17 protein-coding genes are annotated in these 20,555 nt (G+C 72.8%); 14 read left to right on the forward strand and 3 right to left on the reverse strand.

The annotated features are described in order from the left end of the window. The 10 genes from AMETH_RS16095 to AMETH_RS16140 all read left to right on the forward strand — a co-directional run bounded on the left by AMETH_RS16095 (window position 1) and on the right by AMETH_RS16140 (window position 13,146). Window positions 1-1,287 (forward strand): MlaD family protein, encoded by a 1,287-nt coding sequence (locus AMETH_RS16095; RefSeq protein ID WP_156131670.1) that lies wholly within the window; start codon window positions 1-3, stop codon window positions 1,285-1,287. Beyond that, window positions 1,287-2,591 carry an MlaD family protein gene (locus AMETH_RS16100; protein WP_017982133.1) on the forward strand — a complete coding sequence of 435 codons (1,305 nt, stop codon included), beginning with the start codon at window positions 1,287-1,289 and terminating at the stop codon, window positions 2,589-2,591. The genes AMETH_RS16095 and AMETH_RS16100 overlap by 1 nt, the downstream gene beginning before the upstream one ends. Next, on the forward strand, window positions 2,588-3,862 hold the full coding sequence (locus tag AMETH_RS16105) for an MlaD family protein (RefSeq protein ID WP_017982134.1): 1,275 nt from the start codon (window positions 2,588-2,590) through the stop codon (window positions 3,860-3,862). The genes AMETH_RS16100 and AMETH_RS16105 overlap by 4 nt, the downstream gene beginning before the upstream one ends. After that, window positions 3,859-5,166 (forward strand): MlaD family protein, encoded by a 1,308-nt coding sequence (locus tag AMETH_RS16110; RefSeq protein WP_026153092.1) that lies wholly within the window; start codon window positions 3,859-3,861, stop codon window positions 5,164-5,166. Before AMETH_RS16105 ends, AMETH_RS16110 begins: the two co-directional genes overlap by 4 nt. After that, window positions 5,163-7,445, forward strand: coding sequence for an RND transporter family protein (locus tag AMETH_RS16115; protein WP_017982136.1), 2,283 nt, complete (start codon window positions 5,163-5,165; stop codon window positions 7,443-7,445). Before AMETH_RS16110 ends, AMETH_RS16115 begins: the two co-directional genes overlap by 4 nt. Further along, on the forward strand, window positions 7,442-8,497 hold the full coding sequence (locus tag AMETH_RS16120) for a peptidyl-prolyl cis-trans isomerase (RefSeq protein WP_017982137.1): 1,056 nt from the start codon (window positions 7,442-7,444) through the stop codon (window positions 8,495-8,497). The genes AMETH_RS16115 and AMETH_RS16120 overlap by 4 nt, the downstream gene beginning before the upstream one ends. After that, the gene (locus AMETH_RS16125; RefSeq protein ID WP_017982138.1) at window positions 8,494-8,685 is read left to right on the forward strand and encodes a hypothetical protein; all 192 of its coding nucleotides are present in this window, start codon (window positions 8,494-8,496) and stop codon (window positions 8,683-8,685) included. Before AMETH_RS16120 ends, AMETH_RS16125 begins: the two co-directional genes overlap by 4 nt. Window positions 8,686-8,844: 159 nt before the next feature. Continuing rightward, on the forward strand, window positions 8,845-9,219 hold the full coding sequence (locus AMETH_RS16130; RefSeq protein ID WP_017982139.1) for a hypothetical protein: 375 nt from the start codon (window positions 8,845-8,847) through the stop codon (window positions 9,217-9,219). Between the two features lie 12 nt (window positions 9,220-9,231). After that, the gene (locus AMETH_RS16135) at window positions 9,232-11,505 is read left to right on the forward strand and encodes a CaiB/BaiF CoA-transferase family protein (RefSeq protein ID WP_017982140.1); all 2,274 of its coding nucleotides are present in this window, start codon (window positions 9,232-9,234) and stop codon (window positions 11,503-11,505) included. 18 nt (window positions 11,506-11,523) lie between these two features. Next, on the forward strand, window positions 11,524-13,146 hold the full coding sequence (locus tag AMETH_RS16140; protein WP_017982141.1) for an FAD-dependent oxidoreductase: 1,623 nt from the start codon (window positions 11,524-11,526) through the stop codon (window positions 13,144-13,146). Between the two features lie 122 nt (window positions 13,147-13,268). On the opposite strand, the gene AMETH_RS16145 is transcribed toward AMETH_RS16140, so the two are convergent. The 3 genes from AMETH_RS16145 to AMETH_RS16155 form a co-directional block, all read right to left on the reverse strand. Next, the gene (locus tag AMETH_RS16145) at window positions 13,269-14,033 is read right to left on the reverse strand and encodes an enoyl-CoA hydratase-related protein (protein ID WP_017982142.1); all 765 of its coding nucleotides are present in this window, start codon (window positions 14,031-14,033) and stop codon (window positions 13,269-13,271) included. A gap of 1 nt (window position 14,034) precedes the next feature. Further along, window positions 14,035-15,192 carry an acyl-CoA dehydrogenase family protein gene (locus AMETH_RS16150; RefSeq protein WP_017982143.1) on the reverse strand — a complete coding sequence of 386 codons (1,158 nt, stop codon included), beginning with the start codon at window positions 15,190-15,192 and terminating at the stop codon, window positions 14,035-14,037. A 62-nt stretch (window positions 15,193-15,254) separates the two neighbouring features. Beyond that, window positions 15,255-16,112 carry an alpha/beta fold hydrolase gene (locus AMETH_RS16155; protein WP_017982144.1) on the reverse strand — a complete coding sequence of 286 codons (858 nt, stop codon included), beginning with the start codon at window positions 16,110-16,112 and terminating at the stop codon, window positions 15,255-15,257. Between the two features lie 88 nt (window positions 16,113-16,200). Here AMETH_RS16155 and AMETH_RS16160 point away from each other — a divergent pair, with 88 nt between their 5' ends. From AMETH_RS16160 to AMETH_RS16175, 4 genes are read left to right on the forward strand one after another with little or no spacing between them, the layout of a single operon-like run. Next, window positions 16,201-17,712 carry an acetyl-CoA acetyltransferase gene (locus AMETH_RS16160; RefSeq protein WP_017982145.1) on the forward strand — a complete coding sequence of 504 codons (1,512 nt, stop codon included), beginning with the start codon at window positions 16,201-16,203 and terminating at the stop codon, window positions 17,710-17,712. After that, entirely contained in the window at window positions 17,709-18,494 is a 786-nt protein-coding gene (locus tag AMETH_RS16165) for a crotonase/enoyl-CoA hydratase family protein (protein ID WP_017982146.1), read from the forward strand. Before AMETH_RS16160 ends, AMETH_RS16165 begins: the two co-directional genes overlap by 4 nt. Beyond that, the gene (locus AMETH_RS16170; protein ID WP_026153093.1) at window positions 18,491-19,252 is read left to right on the forward strand and encodes a Zn-ribbon domain-containing OB-fold protein; all 762 of its coding nucleotides are present in this window, start codon (window positions 18,491-18,493) and stop codon (window positions 19,250-19,252) included. Before AMETH_RS16165 ends, AMETH_RS16170 begins: the two co-directional genes overlap by 4 nt. Then, the gene (locus AMETH_RS16175; RefSeq protein ID WP_017982148.1) at window positions 19,249-20,424 is read left to right on the forward strand and encodes a thiolase C-terminal domain-containing protein; all 1,176 of its coding nucleotides are present in this window, start codon (window positions 19,249-19,251) and stop codon (window positions 20,422-20,424) included. The genes AMETH_RS16170 and AMETH_RS16175 overlap by 4 nt, the downstream gene beginning before the upstream one ends. The last annotated feature ends 131 nt before the right edge of the window (window positions 20,425-20,555 follow it).

Here is a 20,555-nt window from a genome sequence, read left to right on the forward strand (position 1 = left end):
GTGGCGGCACGTGTCTCCCGCGCCCAGGGACGGTCCTTCTACCTCGGCGTCGTCATCCTGGTGCTCGCGGGCGTGATCACCTACATCTCGCTCACCGCGGACCAGGGGCTGCCCGGAGCGCCGAAGACGACGGTGCGAGCCGCGTTCGACGACGTCGGCAGTCTCACCGCGGGCGCCGACGTGCGGCAGAACTCGATGCGTATCGGCCGGGTCGAAGCCATCCGGCTCGTCGACGGCAGGCCCGAGGTCGTCATGGAGCTGGACGGCCACGTCGAGGTCTTCGCCAACGCGCGGGCCGCGATCTGGGACCAGTCGGCGCTGAGCCAGAAGTTCGTCGAGCTCCTGCCCGGCGATCCGTCCGCCCCGCCGCTGGGGGAGGGCGTGATCCCGGCCGGTGCCACCGAAAGCTCGTCGGACATCTCCCGCCTGCTCGACGTGCTGGACCCACCGACGCGGGACGCGGCCACCGGCGCGGTGCGCGAACTGGGCGACGGGATGGCTGGCCACAGCCAGGACCTGCACGAGTTCCTGGCCGCGCTGCCCGGCCTGCTCGACGACACCGGCGCCGTGTCGGCGGCACTGGCGGCACCCGAGGCGAACCTACCCGCCCTGCTCCGCAGCGCCGACCGGCTGGCGGGCCGCTTCGCCGGGCGTCAGGACGACCTGGCCCGGCTGGTCACCCAGCTGGACCAGACCCTCGCCGCGGTCGGGGTCGACCATGGCACGCCACTGTCCCAGGTGCTGTCCAAGGCCCCGGACCTGCTGCGCCACGGGTCCGCGGCGGCCGCCGCGCTCACCCAGCCCCTGGCCGACACCCGGGTCGCGCTCACCACCCTGCGATCCGGAGCCCAGGCGCTCGGCGAAGCGACCCCGGACGTCCGCGGCGTGCTGCGGGAGGCGCCCGGTCCGTTGCGGAAGATCCCCGGGGTGGCCGACGCGGCGACACCCGCGGTGGACGAGCTGACCGCGACCTCCGCCGACCTCCGTCCGCTGGCTGTGCGGCTGGGTGACGGTCTTCCCGCACTGCGCTCGCTGCTGCAGACGCTGTCCCCCTACGCGGCCGACATCGGCGACTTCGCCTACCACGGCGGGCTCGTCTTCGCCGGCCACGCCGGAGACCGCCACTACATGCGCGTCCAGCTCGTGCTGCCCGGCATCGCCGGCCTGAACTCTGCGGTGTCGCCGCTGGACGAGCTGACCCCGGCCCCGCGCAACCCCTATCCCGAACCCGGGCGCGCCGTGGAGGACCGCGCGCAGGGGCCTGGACTGCTCGGTGGGAGGAACTGATGATCCGGCGGCTGCGCACCATTTCCCCGGTCTGGCAGGGACTCGCGTTCATCCTCCTGCTCGCCGTGGGGACGGCGGTGCTGTTCGAGAAGCAGGCGATCGTCACCGCGCTGCGGCCCGGCGACGAGATCGAGATCTCCTTCGCGCGGGACTACAAACTCGCGGCCGACGACAGCGAGGTCAAGGTGGCCGGTGTGCCCGTCGGCATCGTCTCCGGGATCGAACCGCGCGAGGGCGGCGCGGTCGTCGTGACCGTGAAGATCGACTCGGAGATCCGCGAACGGCTGGGTCCCGAGCCCACAGCCGCCATCCGGCCCACCACGATCCTCGGCGGCCGGTACTTCGTCGAGCTCGCGCCCGGCGGTGGGAACGGGCGTTTCGACGGCGAGGCGATCCCGGTGGAGCGCACCTCGACGCCGGTCGAGCTGGACGAGGTGCTCGCGGCGATCCCGCCCCGCGCCCAGCAGGGACTCCAGGGCGCCACCCGGCAGCTCGACGGGACGCTGGCCGCCGGCGGCAGCGCCGCGATCCGCGACGTCGTGCGCGACGCGCCCGGCACGCTCGTGCCCTCCCACGACGTGCTCGACGCGATGCTGGGCAACCGGCCGGAAACCGACCTGTCCGCCCTGGTGCGGGACGTCGACACGCTCGCCGCGACGCTGAACCGGCACGACGGGCAGCTGGAGTCCATCGTGGACAACGCCGACACCACGTCCGCGGTGCTGGCCCGGCAGAGCGACCCGCTCGCCCGCACCATCCGCGACCTGCCGTCGACGCTGACGTCCGTCCGAACCGGACTGACCAGCATGGGCGGCATCCTCGATCGGCTCACGGCCACCGCGCCCGGCCTCCGCCCGGCTGTCCAGCAGGCAGCTCCGCTGCTGGAGCGGCTGGACCCGGTGCTCGCCCAGGCCCGGCCACTGGTGGCCGACCTGCGCCCGCTCCTGCACGACGCCCGGCCACTGGTCGACCAGCTCGTGCCCATGAGCAGGCAGACGACCGCCGTGCTCGACGACGTCAACGGCGCCCCACTGGACCGGATCAAGGGCCCGGTCGTCGACGCCCTCAACGAGAAGTGGATCGGCACCGGCACCTACAAGGGCGGCGGGAACACCGGATACACCCTCGGCCAGGAGATCGCACACATGATCGTGAACCTCGACATGGACGGCATGCGCACCACCGCCAACGGCGCCACCCTCGGCATCCAGGCCGGGTTCGGGCCCGGCTCGGTGTGGGGCCTGCCGGGTGGTCTGGACGACCTGATGGCGAGCCTGGGCACCGTGGGAGGCGCGCCGAAATGAACCTGCGCAAGACGTGGCAGCGCGTCCGCACCGTGCCCGGCCTCGGCCGGGACGTCCTCGCGGTGACGCTGGTGATCGCACTCGGGGTGGTGTCAGGCGGCATCATCCTGTCCCATCTCAACGTCGACGCACCCTGGTCGGACCGGTACGAGTTCGCGGCCGAGTTCGACCACGCGCCGGCGATCAGCCCGGGCAACAACCAGGAGGTGCGCATCGCCGGCGTCCGCGTCGGCGAGATCACCGGGGCGTCGGTCACCGCCGACGGGCACGCCCGGGTGGCCATGGCGATCGACCCCGGTCACCCGATCTACGACAACGCCCAGCTCGTGCTCCGGCCGAAGAACCCGCTGAACGAGATGTACGTCGAAATCAACCCGGGCGGCCCGCCGGGGCGGCCGCTCGCCGCCGGTGGCACCATCCCCCGGTCGCAGACGCACCGGCCGATCCAGCCGGACGAGGTCTTCGGCAACCTCGACGCGCGCAGCCGCACCGCGCTCACCACGCTGCTGTCCGAATCGGACATCGCGCTGGCGAACGCGCCGCAGTCGCTGCCGGGCGGGCTCCGTGCCACTGACGACACGCTGGTGAAGCTCCGGCCCGTGGTGGAGTCCCTGCGCACGCGCCAGGACACCATCCGTCAGCTGGTGACCGCGTTCAGCCAGATCGCGACCGCGGTCGGCGGCGACGACGACCGCCTGACGCAGATGGTCGACGCCACGCGGCAGACGCTGACCACGCTCGCCGCGGGGCAGGACGACCTCAGCCGGTCGTTGGCCGACCTGCCCGGTTTCGCGACCGAACTGACGGGCGCGATGGACGGCGTCACCGCCGTGTCCGCGCAGATCAACCCGACGCTGGACAACCTGAAGGCGGCGTCGGCCGATCTGCCGCCCGCGCTGACCCGGCTGAGTGGGACGGTCGACCAGCTCGGCCGGACCGTCGGCACCGCACGGCCGGTCGTCAACCAGGCCCGCCCGGTGGTGGCCGACCTGCGGCCGCTCGTGGACAACCTGCTGGGGGCCATGAACGCGCTGCGCCCGACCACCCTGCGCCTGGACGAGATGACCACCAAGGTCGTCGCGTCCCTCGACGGCGGCCTGCAGGGCTTCGTCTACAACACCAACTCGGTGTTCTCGGTCCGCGACAACGCCGGAACATTCCCCCGCGGGAACTTCGGCGTCCAGGTCGACACGCTCGGCACGGGATACGTGCCGGACCAGGTCCCGGACTGGGCCAAGGACCGTCCGCAACGGCAAGGGGGCACCCGGTGAACCTGCGATCATCCCCGGCCCGGTTGCGGCTCACCCTGGTGCTCGCGTTCGTCCTGGCCTGCGTGGTGTTCCTCGCCTTCCTCCTTGCCCAGGCCGGCGCGAAGGTGCCGCTGATGAGCGGAAGCAGGGACTACCGGGTGTCCGTGCGGGTGGCCGACGTCGACAACCTGGTGCCCTTCTCCGACGTGCGGATCGCGGGCATCGACTGCGGCAAGGTCGCGGCGCTTACGCGGGAGGGCGACCAGATCCGGCTCGACCTCGAGCTGAACTCCACCGCCGCCCCGCTGCACGAGGGCGTCACGGTCCAGGTCAGCGAGAAGTCGCTGGCCGGGCAGTCCTACCTCCGGCTCGTCGACGGGGCCGGCGCCGAGCTGCCGAGCGGCACCACGCTGCCCGCGTCGGCGGTCAAACCGAGCGTGCAGCTGCACGACGTGCTGGCGAGCCTGGACCAGCCCACCCGGGACGCCTTGGGCGCGACGCTGCGCTCGCTCGGCCAGGCCACGCAGGGCAGCGCGAACGACATCAGCCGCACCATGATCGGTCTCGCCGAGCTGGGCCGCGACGGGCACACCGCGCTGGACGCCATCGCCGCCCAGTCCGAGGACCTGAAAGCGCTGATGACCCAGTCGACGACGCTGCTCGACGCACTGGACACCGGCCAGGGGGAGATCGCGTCGCTCGTGTCCGACGCGAGCCGGCTCACGCAGGCGACCTCGGCCCAGCGGCAGGCTGTCGAGGACGCATTGCGGCAGCTGCCGGGTGTCCTCGACAGCACCCAGCTCGCGGCGGACCGGTTCCGCACCATCTCCGGCTCGCTGGCGCCGGTCGCGGCCGACCTGAAACAGGCGGCGCCGGACCTCAACACCGCCCTGCTGACACTGCCGGCCGCCACGCGGGACCTGCGGGGGCTCTTGCCCTCGCTGGGCGTGACCCTGGATCGGGCGCCGGCCACGCTGCAGCGCATCCCCACCGCGGGCGGTGACCTGCGGGCGCTCGCGCCCACCGTCCGAAGTGTCCTGCGCGACGTCAACCCGATGCTGCGCTACCTGGAGCCCTACGGCCGGGACATCAGCGCGTTCTTCGCCGGCTTCAACGCGGTGTGGGCGTACAAGGCGGAGGACGGGCTCACCGTCCTTCGGCTCGCGGCGGTCAACCTGACCAGCCAGGTGCTCAAGACCGGGCTGCCGCTGCCGACCGACGTCGGGCCGCTGCGCAAGAGCAATCCCTACCCTCTGCCCGGGATGTCCGCGACACCCACGTTCAACGCCGGCCCCTACCCGCGCGTGGAACAGGACCCGCAGTGAGGCGGGTCGCGCGGCAGCTGGTCGCGTCGGTGCTCGTGGCCGTCGTCGTCACGACAGTGGCCGCGGGGCTCCTGCGGGTCCGCCTGGACACCAGTGTCGAGTCCTTCCTGCCGCGGGAGGACCCGGTGGTCGCCGCGATCGAGGACAAGGCCCGTTCCTTCGGCGGTGACCCGATCGTGGCCGTGCTGGAATCGGAGCTACCCACCAAGCTGCTCACCGACGGCGACAGCCTGCCGAAGCTGCTCGCGCTGGAGGGGCGGCTGGCGAAGCTGCCGGACGTCGCCGCGGTGTACGGCCCGGCGACGGTGCTCAACCAGATCGCGGCCTCCGCGCAGGGGCTGCTGGCGCAGATCGCCGGGCGGCGGGACGCGCTGCGCAACGAGGCTGAGCAGCGCGCGCGGGACGAGGGCAAGCCGGCGCGGGCGGTCACGGAGGCGGGGCAGGCGGCGCTGCGCGAGTTCGATCTGCGGTACGGAAGCCTGCTGGTGCAGGGACTTCCGGCGGGGCTGCCCACCCTGCGGAACCCGCAGTTCGTCAACAACGTGGTCTACGACGACCAGCAGCACCCGCGCCCGCAGTGGCAGTTCGTCGTGCCCGGCGCCTCCGCGGTGGCGCTGCTGGTGCGGCCGCGGGAGGGACTGGACCAGGAGGGCACGCAGCAGCTGGTGGCCGCGGTCCGCGCGGCGGTCGCCGACGCCGGTCTGCCCACCCGGAAGCAGACGGTGACCGGCGCGCCGGTGATCACCGCGAGCCTGGCCGACGAGGTGCGCGGTGAGCTGCCCCTGCTGGGCGCGCTCGCGCTCGTCGTCTGCGCCGCCGGCCTGCTGGCCGGCCGCTGGCTCGGTCGGCCGCTCGTCCGGTTGTGGCCGTTGCTGGTGGCGGTGGCCGGGACCGCGGTCGTGCTGTCCGGCTTCGGCTGGTTCGGGCAGCCGCTGTCCCTCGGCGTGCTCGCCTTCCTGCCGATCCTGCTGGGACTGGGCTGCGGCTACCCGCTGTACCTCGCGCAGCGCCCCGTTAATCGCCGCCGGATCGTGGTGACCGGGCTGAGCAGCGCCGCCGCGGCCGCCGCCCTCGTCCTGTCGCCGCTGCCGTTCGTCGCGCAGCTCGGCGTCGCCCTCGCCGCCGGGATCGTGGTGACCCTGGCGCTGGCACTGCTGGTGCACCGGCGGGTGAGTGTGCTGCAGCCCGCGAGCCGGTGGACCCCGCCGTCGTTGTCCCGCCGCACCCGGATCGGAGTCCTCGCCGGGGCTGTCGTGATCGCGGGGCTGGGCGCGGCGGCCCTGCCCGGCATGCGCGTGGAGGCGCAACCGGAGAAGCTCGCACATGGCCTGCCCGCCGTCGCCGACGCGCGCTACGTCGAGCAGTTGCTCGGCTCGTCCGGGGAGATCGGGATCGTGGTGCACGGGGACGTGCGCAGCCCGGAGGGGCTCGCCTGGCTCGCGCAGCTGCAGCGGACGCTGGTGGTTGCGCACGGCGACCGGCTGCGGCCCGTCCTCACACTGCCCGATCTCCTGGCCTTCCTGGGTGAGCAGCCGACCGCCGGGCAGATCACCGCCGCGCTGCAGCTCCTGCCGCCGTACCTGACTTCGGCCGTGATCCGCGCGGACGGCCAGGAGTCGGTGATGGTGTTCGGCACCCGGCTCGACGATGTGGCCGAGCAGGCCCGTCTGGTGCACGAGATCGAGGCCGGGCTGCCCGCGCCACCGCCGGACCTGCGCGCCGAGCCGGCCGGGCTGCCGCTGGCTGCGGTGCGCGGCTACGAACTGGTGTCCGCCGACCGCTATCTGGCCAACCTGGCCGGTGTCGTCGCGACCGGCGTCGTGCTGCTGATCGGCTTGCGGCGGCGGGCCGACGCCGGCCGGGCGGTCCTCGCGGCGTTGCTGTCCACCGGGTGGGGCCTGGCCGCGCTGTGGGTGCTGGGCGGGACGCTGAGCCCGCTGACGGTCGCGCTGGGTTCGCTGGCCACGGTCACCGCCTGCGAGTTCACGGTACTGCTGGCTGACGCGTGGCGGGCCCGCCGCCCGTGGCTGCGCCGCGCCGTGGGGCTCACCTGCCTGCTCGCGGCGGCCGGATACCTCGTGCTGCTGGTGTCGCAGGTCGCCCTGCTGCGGCAGTTCGGCGGCCTGCTCGCCGCGACGGTGGGGCTGTCGCTGCTCGCCGGGGCGACGGTGGTGGCCGTGCTGCCTCCGGCACCGGTCCCGGTGCCCGTACCGAGCCCCCGTCCCCGCACATCGGCGGCTCCGGCCGTCGCGACGTCGAAAGCCGAGGTGAACCGGTGAAGAACCTGGTCTCCCGAGTCGCCGCGTGGGCGCGGCCGAGGGTCCTGCCGTCCGGGCGGCGGGGCACCGTTGCCGGGACGGCGCTGCTGGCGGTCGTCCTGGCCGGGTCGGGCACGCAGATCGTGATCGACCGCCTGACCTCGCTCCCCGACGGGGCGGTGCTGCGCGCCGCCGGAGTGACCGTCAGCGAGCAGGACTACCAGCGGCGCGTGCACCTGCTGGGAGCGCTCTACGGCGTCCAAGCCCCGCCTGACGGCAGCAAGGCGGGCGAGTTCGCCCGCGCCACTGCGAAGGCGATCGCGGTCGGGCTCGTGCTGGACCACGAAGCGGCCGCCGGGGGTGTCGTGATCGCCCAGAAGTCCGCGGAGGACCAGCTCGACAAGCTCGTCGCCGAGTCCTTCCCGCAGGGGCGCGACGCGTTCATCCAGAAACTCGGCCAGAACGGCGTGTCCGAGGCCGACGTGCTCGACGAGGTCAAACGGCAGCTGGCGAACCAGCAGCTCTACGAGCGCGTCACCGCGCCGGTGGCCGCGCCCACCGACGCCGAGGTGGTGCAGGCGTACCAGGAGCGGCAGGCGCAGCTCGTGCAGCCGGAGGCGCGGCACCTGCGCAACATCGTGGTCGCCACCCGGGAACAGGCCGACGCCGCGGTGGACCGGCTGCGGGGCGGCGCCGACTTCGCCGTCCTCGCGGCGGAGATCTCGCTCGACGGACAGACGAAGAACGCCGGTGGCGACCTCGGCACCCTAGCGGCGAACCAGCTGCAGGACGCATACGCGCAGGCCGCGTTCGCCGCCGCGCCAGGTGCGGTGTTCGGTCCGGTGCAGACGCAGGACGGCTGGAACGTCGGGCAGGTGCTCGGTGTGCAGCCGCCGAAGCAGCTGACACTCGACGAGGTCCGTGAGCCGTTGAAGAACACCCTGGTCGACGAACGTCGCCTCGCCCTGTGGAACTCGTGGCTGGCCGAGCGGATGAAGGCCGCCGACATCCGCTACGCCGACCAGTACCGGCCCGCGGATCCGGACACACCGGGGGAGGGGACGGCGCCGTGATCTCCCTGCTGCTCCTCGCCGGCGCGGTGGTCCTGGCGGTGCTCGGCCGGTGGGCGAGCGCGAACCTGGAGGCACTCGCCGACGGGCCCGGTCCCGCCCACCGGCGCGCCGTCCTCCGGCGCGGGTACCACACCTGCCACGGGGTCGCGGTGCTGTTCGTCGTCGCCGCCGTCGTCCGCCTGCTGTGAGTCTGCTGGTCGTCGTGGTCGCGATCGTAGCCACCGGAACCGGCAGCGCCCTGCCGACGGCGGCGGTGCTCGGCGTGGCCCTGACCATCCTGATCCCCGGCGTGGCGGTCGACGTTCTCGTCTGCCTCAGCCGGTCCGACCAACGAAAGGAGCCGCACAATGCTTCTCGCGCTGCTGATCGTCCTCGGGGCGGCCAGTCTCGCCACCGGGGTGCTGCTCGCCCAGATGGTGTTCGTGCATGCCGCCTTCGCCCTCAGCCTCGCCGGCCTGGCGCTCGTCCTCGCCCGGGCGCTGCGTCGTCGCAAGAGGACGGTGACACCCGGGCGGCCGGCTGAGGACACCGACGCGGCCCCGGCGGAGGAGACCCCGGACCTGGTCGTCGTCGTGGCCGGCCGTCGCCGGTACCACCGCGCGGACTGCGCGGCGCTGGACGGCACGGAGGGCGACGAGCTGACCCCGGCCGAAGCCGTGGAAGAGGGGTTCTCGCCGTGCACGCGGTGCCACCCGGAGCCCGAACTGGTCGGCCAGGACTGAGGAGACGTCATCGTGGTGCTGCCCCTGGACGAGGTCCGCGTCCTCGACCTCACCGACGGCCTCGGCGAGTCCTGCGGCCGATACCTCGCCGACCTCGGCGCCGAGGTCGTCCGGGTGGAACCGCCCGGCGGCAGCCGCTCCCGGCGGGCCGAACCCGTGGTCGACGGCGTCAGCATCCCGTTCGCCCTGCGCAACGCCAACAAGCTCGGCGTCACCCTCGACCCGCGTTCGGGGCGGCTGCGCGAGCTGATCCGCACGGCCGACATCCTGATCGCCTCCGGTCCCGTGCCCGCGGTCGACGACCACCCGGCGCTGGTGACCGTTTCCATCACCCCGTTCGGACTGACCGGGCCCTACCGCGACTGGGTGGCGACCGAGGAGGTCCTGTACGCGCTGAGCGGTGTGCTGTCCCGGTCCGGCGCGCCCGGCGCCCCGCCCCTGCTGCCGCCCGCCGGCCTGGTCGAGGGCACGGTCGGGGTGCACGCCGCCTGGGCCGCCCTGCTGGCGTACCACCAGCGGTGCGACAGCGGTATCGGGCAGGAGGTCGACGTGTCCGCGTTCGAGGCGATGGTGCACGGGTTCGACCCGGCCTTCGGCACTCAGGGCACGGCGGCGGCCGGACGCGCCGAGGATTTCCCGCGCGGACGGCCGGACGCCGCGAACTTCTACCCGGTGTTCCGGTGCCGCGACGGCCACGTGCGGATCTGCCTGCTCGCGAAACGCCAGTGGCGCGCCATGTTCTCCTGGCTCGGCGAGCCGGCCGAGTTCGCCGACCCGAAGTACGACACCATCCCGGCGCGGTTCGCCGCCGCGGATCGCCTGCACCCGCTGATCGCCCGGCTCTTCGCCGGTCACACCAGGGACGAGCTGGTCGCGGAGGGCGCCGCGCGCGGGGTGCCGGTCGGTGGGGTGCTCGGCGTGCGCGAGGTGCTGGCGGCCGACCACTTCGCCGAGTCCGGCGCGCTGACCGACTTCGAGATCGCGCCGGGGGTCCGCGCGCGGGTGCCGTCGGGATACCTGACCGTCGACGGCGAGCGCGCCGGGCTGCGCACCCGCGCACCGGCGCCGGGGGAGCACAACGACATCGTGCCGGCCCGGCCTCCCGTCCGGGCGGCGCGCGGCGAGGCCCCGGCGCGGCCGCTCGACGGGGTGCGAGTGCTCGACCTCGGCGTCATCGTGTTCGGCGCCGAGCTGAGCCGCCACCTCGCCGACTACGGCGCCGACGTCATCAAGATCGAGAACGCGGACTTCCCGGATGGTCTCCGCCAGTCGCGGCGCGGATCGGCGTTGGCCGCCTCCGTCGCGTGGGGACACCGCAACAAGCGGAGCCTCGGGCTGAACCTGCGCACGCCGGAAGGCCGGGAGATCTTCCTGCGCCTAGCCGCAAGCGCCGACGTTGTGCTGGCCAACTTCAAGCCGGGAACGCTCGCGTCGATGGGACTCGGCTACCGCGAACTGTCCACTGTGAACCCGAGGATCGTCCTCGCGGAGAGCAGTGCGTTCGGCAACAGCGGCCCCTGGCGGACCCGGCTCGGGTACGGGCCGCTGGTCCGCGCGTCGTGCGGGGTGTCGGCGCTGTGGCGCTACCCGGGCGAGGAGGACCGGTTGTGCGACGGCTCGACCGTCTACCCGGACCACATCGCCGCGGGTGCGTCGGCGGTCGCCGTGCTGGCCGCGTTGATCCGGCGCCGGCGGACGGGGGCGGGCGCCGTGCTGGACTTGGCGCAGGCCGATACCGCGCTCGTGCACCTGGGCCACCATCTCGCGCTGGAGTCGCTGCGTCCGGGCGCCGCCGTGCGAACGACCGCCTGGGTGCACGCGTGCGCCGGGGACGACGAATGGTGCGTGGTGGCGCCACGGGACCACGACGACGTCACCCGGCTCGCCAAGTTGATCGAGCGGCCCGGACTCGCCGAGGACCCCGGTGCGCTCGGCAGGGCGCTGGCGGACTGGCTGGCCGCGCGGTCGCCGAGGGACGCGGCGAAGGCGCTGCAGGAGGCGGGTGTTCCCGCGGGTGCGATGGTCCGGCTGCCGGAGCTGCTCACGGATCCGCATCTGCGGGCGCGCCGGTCCTACACCACGCTCGAACACGACCTGCTGCCGAAGCCGCTGCCCGCGGTGGCGCGCGCGGCGGTGTTTCCGGCCATCGCCGACCCGCCCGGGGAGCCTGCTCCCGTGGCGGGCCGGGACACCGTGGAGATCTGCGAGTCGCTGCTCGGGATGCGCCGCGACGAGATCGACCGCTTGATCGCCGCGGGCGTGCTGCAGCCTGCCCCGCTGCCCTGAACCACCGAGGAGAACGCGATGGCGCATGTCATCACCCAGGCGTGCTGCAACGACGCGAGCTGCGTCGCGGTGTGCCCGGTCAACTGTATCCACCCGACCCCTGACGAACCGGGTTACGCGCGCGCAGAGATGCTGCACATCGACCCGGAGACGTGCATCGACTGCGGCGCGTGCGTCGATCCGTGCCCGGTGGACGCGATCGTGCCGGACTACGACCTGACCGACGCGAACATCCGGTTCTCCGAGATCAACGCGGCCTACTACGCCGACCCCGCCCGGCGGTGCTACCCGCCGGAACCATCCGCAGTGCCCAAGCCGCAGATCGAAGTCGCGGAGCCGGGACCGTTGCGGGTGGCGATCGTCGGTTCCGGGCCGGCGGCCTGCTACGCGGCGGAGGAGCTGCTGACCCGGCGCGGCCTCGATGTCGAGGTGCACCTGTTCGAGCGGCTGCCGACACCGTGGGGCCTGGTCCGGTTCGGCGTCGCGCCCGACCACCAGACCACAAAGGCGGTGACGAAGCTCTTCGCCCGCACCGCCGCTCGCGCAGGTCTGCGGTTCCACCTCAACGTCGAGGTCGGCACGCACCTGTCACACGAGGAGCTGCTGGCCCACCACCACGCCGTGGTGTACGCGGTCGGTGCCCCGCGGTCCCGGTCCCTGGGGGTCCCGGGGGAAGAGCTTCCCGGCAGCTGTTCCGCGACCGACTTCGTCGCCTGGTACAACGGTCACCCGGACTTCGCCGGCGCGACGTTCGACTTCTCCGGCGAGCGGGCCGTGATCATCGGCAACGGCAACGTCGCTCTCGACGTGGCGCGGGTGCTCGCCGCCGACGTCGACGAGCTGGCCCGCACCGACATCGCCGACCACGCACTGGAGGCGCTGGCGCAGAGCAAGATCCGCGAGGTCGTCGTGCTGGGCCGGCGCGGGCCCGCCCAAGCGGCCTACACGGTGGCCGAGCTGCTCGGCCTGTCCTCGTTCGAGGTCGCCGTGCAGGACGACGTGTGCGACGACGCCGCGTTGAAGGTGGCCATCGCGCGGGAGCTGGCCGCGCGTCCGCCGTCCGGTCGCGCGCGCCGGATCGTGCTGCGCTACCTGGCCTCGCCGGTGGAGATCCTCGGCGGCTCGCGGGTGTCCGGGCTGCGGATCGTTCGCAACGACCTGGTCGACGGCAGGGCGGTGTCCTCCGGTGTCACCGAGGAACTGCCGTGTGGCCTCGTCCTCCGCTCCATCGGCTACCGCGGTGTCCCGGTGGCCGGGGTGCCGTTCGACGCCGAGCGAGGCGTGCTGCCCAACACCGGCGGCCGCGTGGTGGATCCGGAGACCGGCACGCCCCTGCCGGGTGTCTACGCGGCGGGCTGGGCCAAGCGCGGTCCCTCCGGAGTCATCGGCACCAACAAGAAGTGCGCCGCCGACACGATCGCCGCCCTGCTGACCGACTACGCCGGGAGGCGGTTGAGGCCACCCGCCGCTGGCGCGGACGAACTGGCCGCCCTGATCAGTCGCAGGCAGCCGATGGCGCTGGACTACACCGCCTGGAAGGCGATCGACGCCCACGAACGCGCGACCGGCCGCGAGCGCGGGCGACCGCGGGTGAAGGTGGTGGAGGTACAGGAGATGCTGGACATCGCGAAGCGCGGGTAGCCGGGACGCGGCTCGCGCGGGCTGGTGTCTGGCGCGGCGGGGTGCGCCAGGTGCGGGTGGCCGGGAGGCGGCTGCGCGCGGGCTGGTGTCTGGTGGGGTGTGGCCGGCCGCGCCCGCGCGTCCTACTTCCCGGTGAAGCGCGGCTTCCGCTTGCCCAGGAACGCGTCCGTGCCCTCGGCGAAGTCGTCGGTCCCGAACAGGAACACCTGCCCCTCCCGCTCGGCCTCCAGTGCCGTCTCGAGGCCGGCGAGAGCGGTCCGGTTGAAGGCGTGCTTGGTCCGCGCGAATGCGTGCGTCGGGCCTGACGCCACCCGCGTGACGAGCCGGCCGGCTTCGTCCGGGAACTCCGCGTCCGGCACCGCGGCCGTGATCAGGCCCCACTCTTCGGCGGTGCGGGCCGGAATCCGCTCGCCGAGCATCGCCATCCGGGTGGCCCGTGCCCGGCCGGCGGCGGCCGGGATCACAGCGGTGGCGCCGGCGTCGGGCATCAGGCCGACCCCGGCGAAGGCCAGCAGGAAGTACGCGGACTCCGCGGCGACGGTCAAGTCCGTGGCCAGGGCGATCGAGCACCCCGCGCCGGCCGCGAGCCCGTTCACCACCGCGATCACCGGTGCCGGCGTCGCGCGGATCGCCCGGATCAACCGGTTCGCGCAGTCGATCGTCTCGGTTCCCAGCGCTTGTCCGGGGTTGACCGCCGTCAGATCCGCGCCCGAGCTGAACGCCCGTCCCGCGCCGGTCAGCACGATCGCGCGCACACCGGGATCCGCGGCCTCGATGGCTTCCGACGCGTCGCTCAGCATCTGGGAGGTCAGTGCGTTCAGCGCCTCCGGGCGGTTCCACGTGACGCGCAGAACGGCGTCTTCGCGCTCGATCAGCACCGCTGCCATGTCAGGCCTCCTGACGGGCGAGGTCGCGGCCGATGATCTCTTTCATGATCTCGGTCGTGCCGCCGTAGATCGTCTGGATCCGCGAGTCGAGATAGGCACGCGCGACCGGGTACTCCACCATGTAGCCGTAGCCGCCGTGCAACTGCAGGCAGCGGTCGATCACACGTTTCTGCAGCTCGGTGGCCCACCACTTGGCCTTGGCCGCGTCCACCGCGGTGAGGTCGCCCGCGTTGAGCGCGAGCACCGCGGCGTCGTGGTAGGCCCGCGTGACGTCCAGTTCGGTGCTCATCTCGGCCAGTTGGAAGCGGGTGTTCTGGAAGTCCCCGATCGGCTGCCCGAACGCCCGCCGCTGGAAGCAGTACCGCCTGGTCTCGGCGAACACGGCCGCCGCACTGGCGAGCGCGCCGGTCGCGATCGACAACCGCTCCAGCGGCAGCCGCTCCATCAGGTGCGCGAACCCGCGTCCCTCCGTGCCCAGCAGGTTCGACGCCGGCACCCGGACGTTGTCGAAGTACAGCTCGGCCGTGTCCTGTGCGTGCAGTCCGATCTTGTCGAGCTTGCGGCCGCGGGTGAAGCCCGGCGTGCCGGTCTCGACGACGATGAGGCTGAACCCGCGGGAGCCCGCCCCGGGATCGGTGCGGGCGACGACGATGACGAAGTCGGCGTTGATCCCGCTGGTGATGAACGTCTTCTGCCCGTTGATCACCCACTCCTCCCCGTCGCGTACGGCGGTGGTGCGCACGCCCTGCAGGTCGCTGCCCGCGCCGGGCTCGGTCATCGCGATCGCCCCGATCAGTTCACCGGAGGCCATGCCGGTCAGCCACCGGCGCTTCTGCTCGGCGGTGCCCAGATCCTGCACGTAGGGCACGATGATGTTGTCCTGCAGGGAGAAGCTCGACGTCAGCGAGGCCGCGCCGACGCGGGCGAGCTCTTCGAACACCACCACCTGGTAGCGGTAGTCGGGCTGGCCGCCACCACCGAACTCCTCCGGAACGCTCAGGCCGATGACGCCCTGCTTGCCCGCCGCCAGCCAGACGTCGCGGTCGATCAGCCGGTCCGAGTCCCAGCGGGCGAGCTTCGGCTCCACCTCGCGGGTGACGAACTCACGAACCAGTTCGCGGTAGGCCTGGTGGTCGGACGTGAACAGGGTGCGTTCCACGGGGTTTCCTCACCGTCCTTGGTGTACAGATTACTGAACGATCGCTAAGCCGAGATGTGTTGTCAAGAGAGCGGAGTCACGCGATCGCCCAGGAAACCGAGCAGGCGCTGCGCGAATACGTCGTTGTCGTCGCCGGCCACCATGTGCCCGGCCCCGCGCACGTCGACGATCTCGGCGTGCGGGACCAGGTCCAGCAGTTCACGCGCGCCCGCCGGGCTCACGATGCGGGAATCGCCCCCGCGCACGAGCAGCGTCGGCACCGTCAGCGACGCGGCGGCGGCCCGGGCGCGGCGCGTCTGCGCGGCCTGCTCCGCATCGCCCGGAGTGTGGAGGAACCGCGGGTCCCAGTGCCAGTACCAGCGTCCGTCGCGCTCGCGGAGGTTTTTGCGCAGGCCGTCCGGTCGCGGCGGACGCCTGCGGTTCGGGTTGTAGGCCATCACGGCCGCGGCGGCGTCCTCCAGCGAGTCGAAGCCGTCGAGGCCCGAGCGCATGAACGCGGCGACCTCGGCCGTGCCCGCCGGCTCGATTCGCGGGGTGACGTCGACCAGCACCAGCGCGCGGCCGAGTCCGGGATCCTCGCCCTGTGCGAGCAGGGCGGTCATGCCGCCCATCGAGGCGCCCACGAGCACGGGCGGGTCGTCGAGCCTCGCGGCGACTTCGCGCAGATCGGCGACCATGGCGTCCATGCCGTAGTCGGCGTCCGCCGGCCAGTCGCTGTCGCCGTGCCCGCGCGCGTCCAGGGCGATCGCGGTCCACCCGTGGCCGGCCAGTCGCCGCCCGGTCCGCTGCCACGAATGCCGGGTCTGGCCGCCGCCGTGCAGTAGCAGGACGGTGCCGAGGGGCCTGTCCGGGGCCCACCGATCTGCCGCGAGCGTGACGTCCCGCCGGGCGAAGGTGAGCCGGTCGTGTGCTACTGCCATCGGTGGTCCTCCTCGACGTTGATTATCTATTGTCTTTAGATTAGATTCCGGGACGAGCAAGCGACATGCCGAGTGTGGAGGACCACCGATGCCGCTGGACCCCCGAACCCCCGTCCTGGTCGGCGGTGGTCAGCTGAACCGGCGGGACGACGAGCCGGAGCTCGAACCCGTGTCGATGATCGCCGAGGCCGCACGTGCGGCGGAGGCCGACTCCCGCGGCCACGGACTGCTGCGCGCGCTCGACTCGGTGCGCCTGGTCCGGACGCTGTCCTGGAAGTACCGCGACCCTGGCCGGCTCGTCGCGGATCTGCTTGGCGCTACCCCCTCCCACACCGCCTACACCGCCGATGGAGGTGACAATCCGCAGGCGCTCGTCGCAGGAGCCGCGCTGGACATCGCCGTCGGCCGGGCGGACGTGGTGCTCGTCGGCGGAGCCGAGGCCTGGCGGACCAGGATGCGGTTGCGCGCGGCGGGGCGTCGTCCCGATTGGACGGTCCAGGGCGAGCCGGTGCCGGAGGCGCCGCTGCTCGGGAGCACGCAGCCGCTGCTGGGCCAGGGCGAACTGCGGATCGGACTGGACCGGCCCTCCTCGGTGTACCCGCTGTTCGAGCAGTCGCTGCGCATCGCGGCGGGCCGGACCGTGGACCAGCGCCTCAAGCAGTGTGGTGAGCTGTGGTCCCGGTTCAGCGAGGTGGCCGCAGCCAACCCGCACGCGTGGACACGCCGGGCGCACAGCACCGAGGAGATCATCACCGTGTCGCCGTCCAACCGGTGGATCTCCTGGCCGTACCCGAAACTCCTGAACTCCAACAACATGGTCGAGCAGGCCGCCGCGGTCCTCGTGTGCTCCGTGGCCGCCGCCGAACGAGCCGGGGTTCCTCGTGAGAACTGGGTGTTCCCGTGGGCGGCCACCGAGGCGCACGACACCTTCGCCATCGCCGAGCGGCAGTCCCTGCACCGCTCGCCGGCGATCCGGATCGCCGGACGGCGCCTGCTGGAGCACGGCGGGATCGAGCCCGGGCAGCTGGGTCCGGTCGACCTCTACTCGTGCTTCCCGTCCGCGGTCGGAATCGCTGCCGCGGAGCTGGGCCTGCCGGTGGACGATCCCCGGCGGCCGCTCACGATCACCGGCGGCCTGACCTTCGCGGGCGGCCCCTGGAACAACTACGTGACGCACTCCCTAGCCACCCTGATCACGGCGCTGCGGCGAACCGGTGGACCGGGGCTCGTCACCGCCAACGGGGGCTACCTGACCAAGCACGCCCTGGGCCTGTACGGCACGGAACCACCGCCGGGGAGTTTCCGGTTCGAAAACGTCCAAACAGAGGTCGACCGCGAGCCGACTACTCGCGCACTCGATCGCTGGCAGGGCACGGGCGTGGTCGAATCGTGGACCGTGGTGCACGACCGCGACGGCGTTCCGGAGACCGCGTTCCTGGCGGTGCGCACTCCCGGCGGGGCGCGGACGCTGGCCGTCAACCGCGACCCCGGTGTGGTCGCCGCGCTGGTGTCCGAGGACGTGGCCGGATCGCGGGCGGAGGTCCGCGCGGACGGCACGGCCTGGCCGCGCGGCGCCCAGTCCATCGAGGAGGAACAGTGACAGAACAAGCGGCTCTGTACGAACGCCGGGGACACATCGGCATCGTGACGCTCAACCGGCCGCACGCCCTCAACGCGGTCAACGCGGAACTGTCGGCGGGCGCGGGGAACGCGCTGGCCGGAGCCGACGCCGACCCGGAGGTGCGCGCGATCGTGATCACCGGCGCGGGCCGCGCCTTCTGCGCGGGCGCCGATCTCAAGGAGATCGCGCAGCGGCGCCGCATCGACGCGCCGGAGCACCCCGAGTGGGGGTTCGCCGGAATCGTCCGCCACTGGGTGGCGACACCTACCATCGCGGCCGTGAACGGCTTCGCGTTCGGCGGCGGCACCGAGATCGTGCTCGCGTGCGACCTGGCGGTGGCGGACGAGACGGCCGAGCTGGGCCTGCCGGAGGTCAAACGTGGTCTGCTCGCCGCGGCCGGGGGCGTGATCCGGCTCCCGCGCGTCGTCCCGGTGAAGATCGCGCTGGAGATCGGCCTGACCGGACGGCCCGTGCCTGCCGGCGAGGCGGCGCAGCTCGGGCTGGTCAACCGGGTCGCTCCGGAGGGCAAAGCGCTGGAGGTGGCGCTTGAGCTGGCGGAGGCGATCGCTGCCAACGCGCCGGTGTCGGTGCGCGAGACGAAGCGCGTGATGTACCAAAGCCGCGAGGCGGGCTCGGACTGGGGTGAGGACGCCTGGGCACTCAACGATCAGGCGGTGCGCAGGGTCATGAGCTCGGCGGATTCCCGGGAAGGGCCGCGCGCGTTCGCGGAGAAACGCGCCCCGCGGTGGGCCGGCCGATGACGCCGAAGGTGTTCCCCGGGGTGCCGGCGGACCTGGTGGAGGTCGTCGAGCGGCACGGGCGCGTGGTCGCGGCCGGCGACAACCGGGCCGTGCTGGCGGACTTCCGGCCCGACCGGATCGGGCAGCTGATCGCCTCGCCATCACTGCCGGAGAGTTTGACGTCCGCCGAGCTGCTCGATCTGCGACCGGAGGAGGGCGGGCTCTTCGCGGCTCGCATCCGCTACACCGCGGCCGATGGCGGGCAAACCGTGCTGCGTTCCCGATGGATTCGCCTGCCGGAGGGCTGGCGGGTCACCGAGGTGCGGAACCTGCCGGCCACGGCACCGCGGATGACCACGGCGGGCCCGGCCGAGGACGGCAGCGACACCCCGCACTGGGAAGGCCTGCGTGCGGGGGAAGTGCGCGTCCCGCGTTGCGACGGCTGCGCAACCTGGATCTGGCCGTACCGCCCGATCTGCCCGCGCTGTCACGGGTTCGAGCTGTCCTGGGTGGCGGTCGAACCGACCGGGACCGTGTACTCGTGGACGCGGACATGGCAGCCGTTCGCCCCGGAGTTCTCCGGGCACCTGCCCTTCGTCACGGTGCTGGCCGAGCTGCCCCAGGCCGGGGGACGCCGGCTGCTGGGCATCCTGCTCGACGCCGACGGGGTGGATCCACTCGTGGGTGAGCCGGTGCGGGCCGAGATCGAAGGCGCGGCCGACAGCGGGTGGCCGGTGCTGCGCTGGCGGCTGGATCGCCGGGAGGTGAGGCAGGGATGACCACCGGACGCGGTTTACGCGGCACCGCGGCCGTCGTCGGAATCGGCAACCCGCGCTACCACAAGCGGGGGACCAGCGAGGATTCCGCGCTGGCCCTCATCCTGAAGGCGATCCTCGCCGCCTGCGAGGACGCGGGCGCGGATCCACGCGGCATCGACGGCTTCGTCTCCTACGCCAACGACCTCAACGAGGGGCTGGCCGTGGGCGCGGCACTCGGGGTGCGTGAGGTTCGCTGGTCGACGATGGTCTGGGGTGGCGGTGGCGGTGGTGTCGCCGCGGCGGTCAACGCGGCCGCCGCCGCGGTGGCGACCGGTCAGGCCGAGTGCGTCGCCGTCTACCGGGGCATCACCGAGGCCGACGACGGACGGCAGAGCTACGGCAAGGGGCATTTCCCGCCGTTGCTGACTGCGCACGGCATCGTGACGCCGGCGCAGATCTGCGCGCTGCGCACGCAGCGCATGCTGGAAGCGGACGGGGTGCCGCGCTCCGCGATGGAGGCCCTGACCGCCGTGTCCTACCTGCACGCCCAGAGCAACCCGGACGCGGCGGCGTTCGGCAAACCGCTCGACCCCGAGGTGTACGCCGATTCCCGGTGGATCGCCGAACCACTGCGGCTCTACGACTGCTCGCGGGAGAACGACGGCGCGGGCGCGCTGCTGGTCGTGCCCGCGGAACGGGCTCGCGATTTCGCGCAACCGCCGGCCTACGTCCTCTCCGGCGTGCAGGGGGCAGGGCCGGACTGGAGCGAGTCCCTGGAGAACGACGCGGCTTACACCAGCGCCGGCTTCCACCCCGCACTGGTGAACCGGATGTGGGACGGCGCCGGAATCAAGGCCGGCGAGGTCGACGTGGTGCAGGTGTACGAGAACTTCACCGGTCCCGCTGTCGCGTCTCTCATCGACGTCGGCCTGTGCCCGCCGGGCGTGGCTGCGGGGGAGTTCATGACCGTGGACAACTTGCGCGCGCCCGGGGGCGGGCTGCCGATCAACACCTCGGGCGGGAACATCGCGGACGGGTTCGTGCACGGTATCGGGCTGGCCGTCGAGGCGGTGCGCCAGATCCGCGGCAGCTCGCCGAACCAGGTCGCGGGCGCCGACGTGTCGCTGCTGCTCGGCGGTCCGATGGCGCCTCTGGTGAGCGCCACGATCTTCGGCTCCGCGGCGACGCGGTAACCCGGCCAACGCCGTGCTGTCGTCGACGCTGCCGAACTTTCCGGTCCCCGCGGCCGGGCCGGCGAACGGTCTCGCCACTCCGCGTTCAGGTTGAGTTGACACAAACTTCCCACATTGTTCGTGTGACATGT

The sequence above is a fragment of the Amycolatopsis methanolica 239 genome (genome assembly GCF_000739085.1).
Classification (GTDB): Bacteria; Actinomycetota; Actinomycetes; order Mycobacteriales; family Pseudonocardiaceae; genus Amycolatopsis_E; species Amycolatopsis_E methanolica.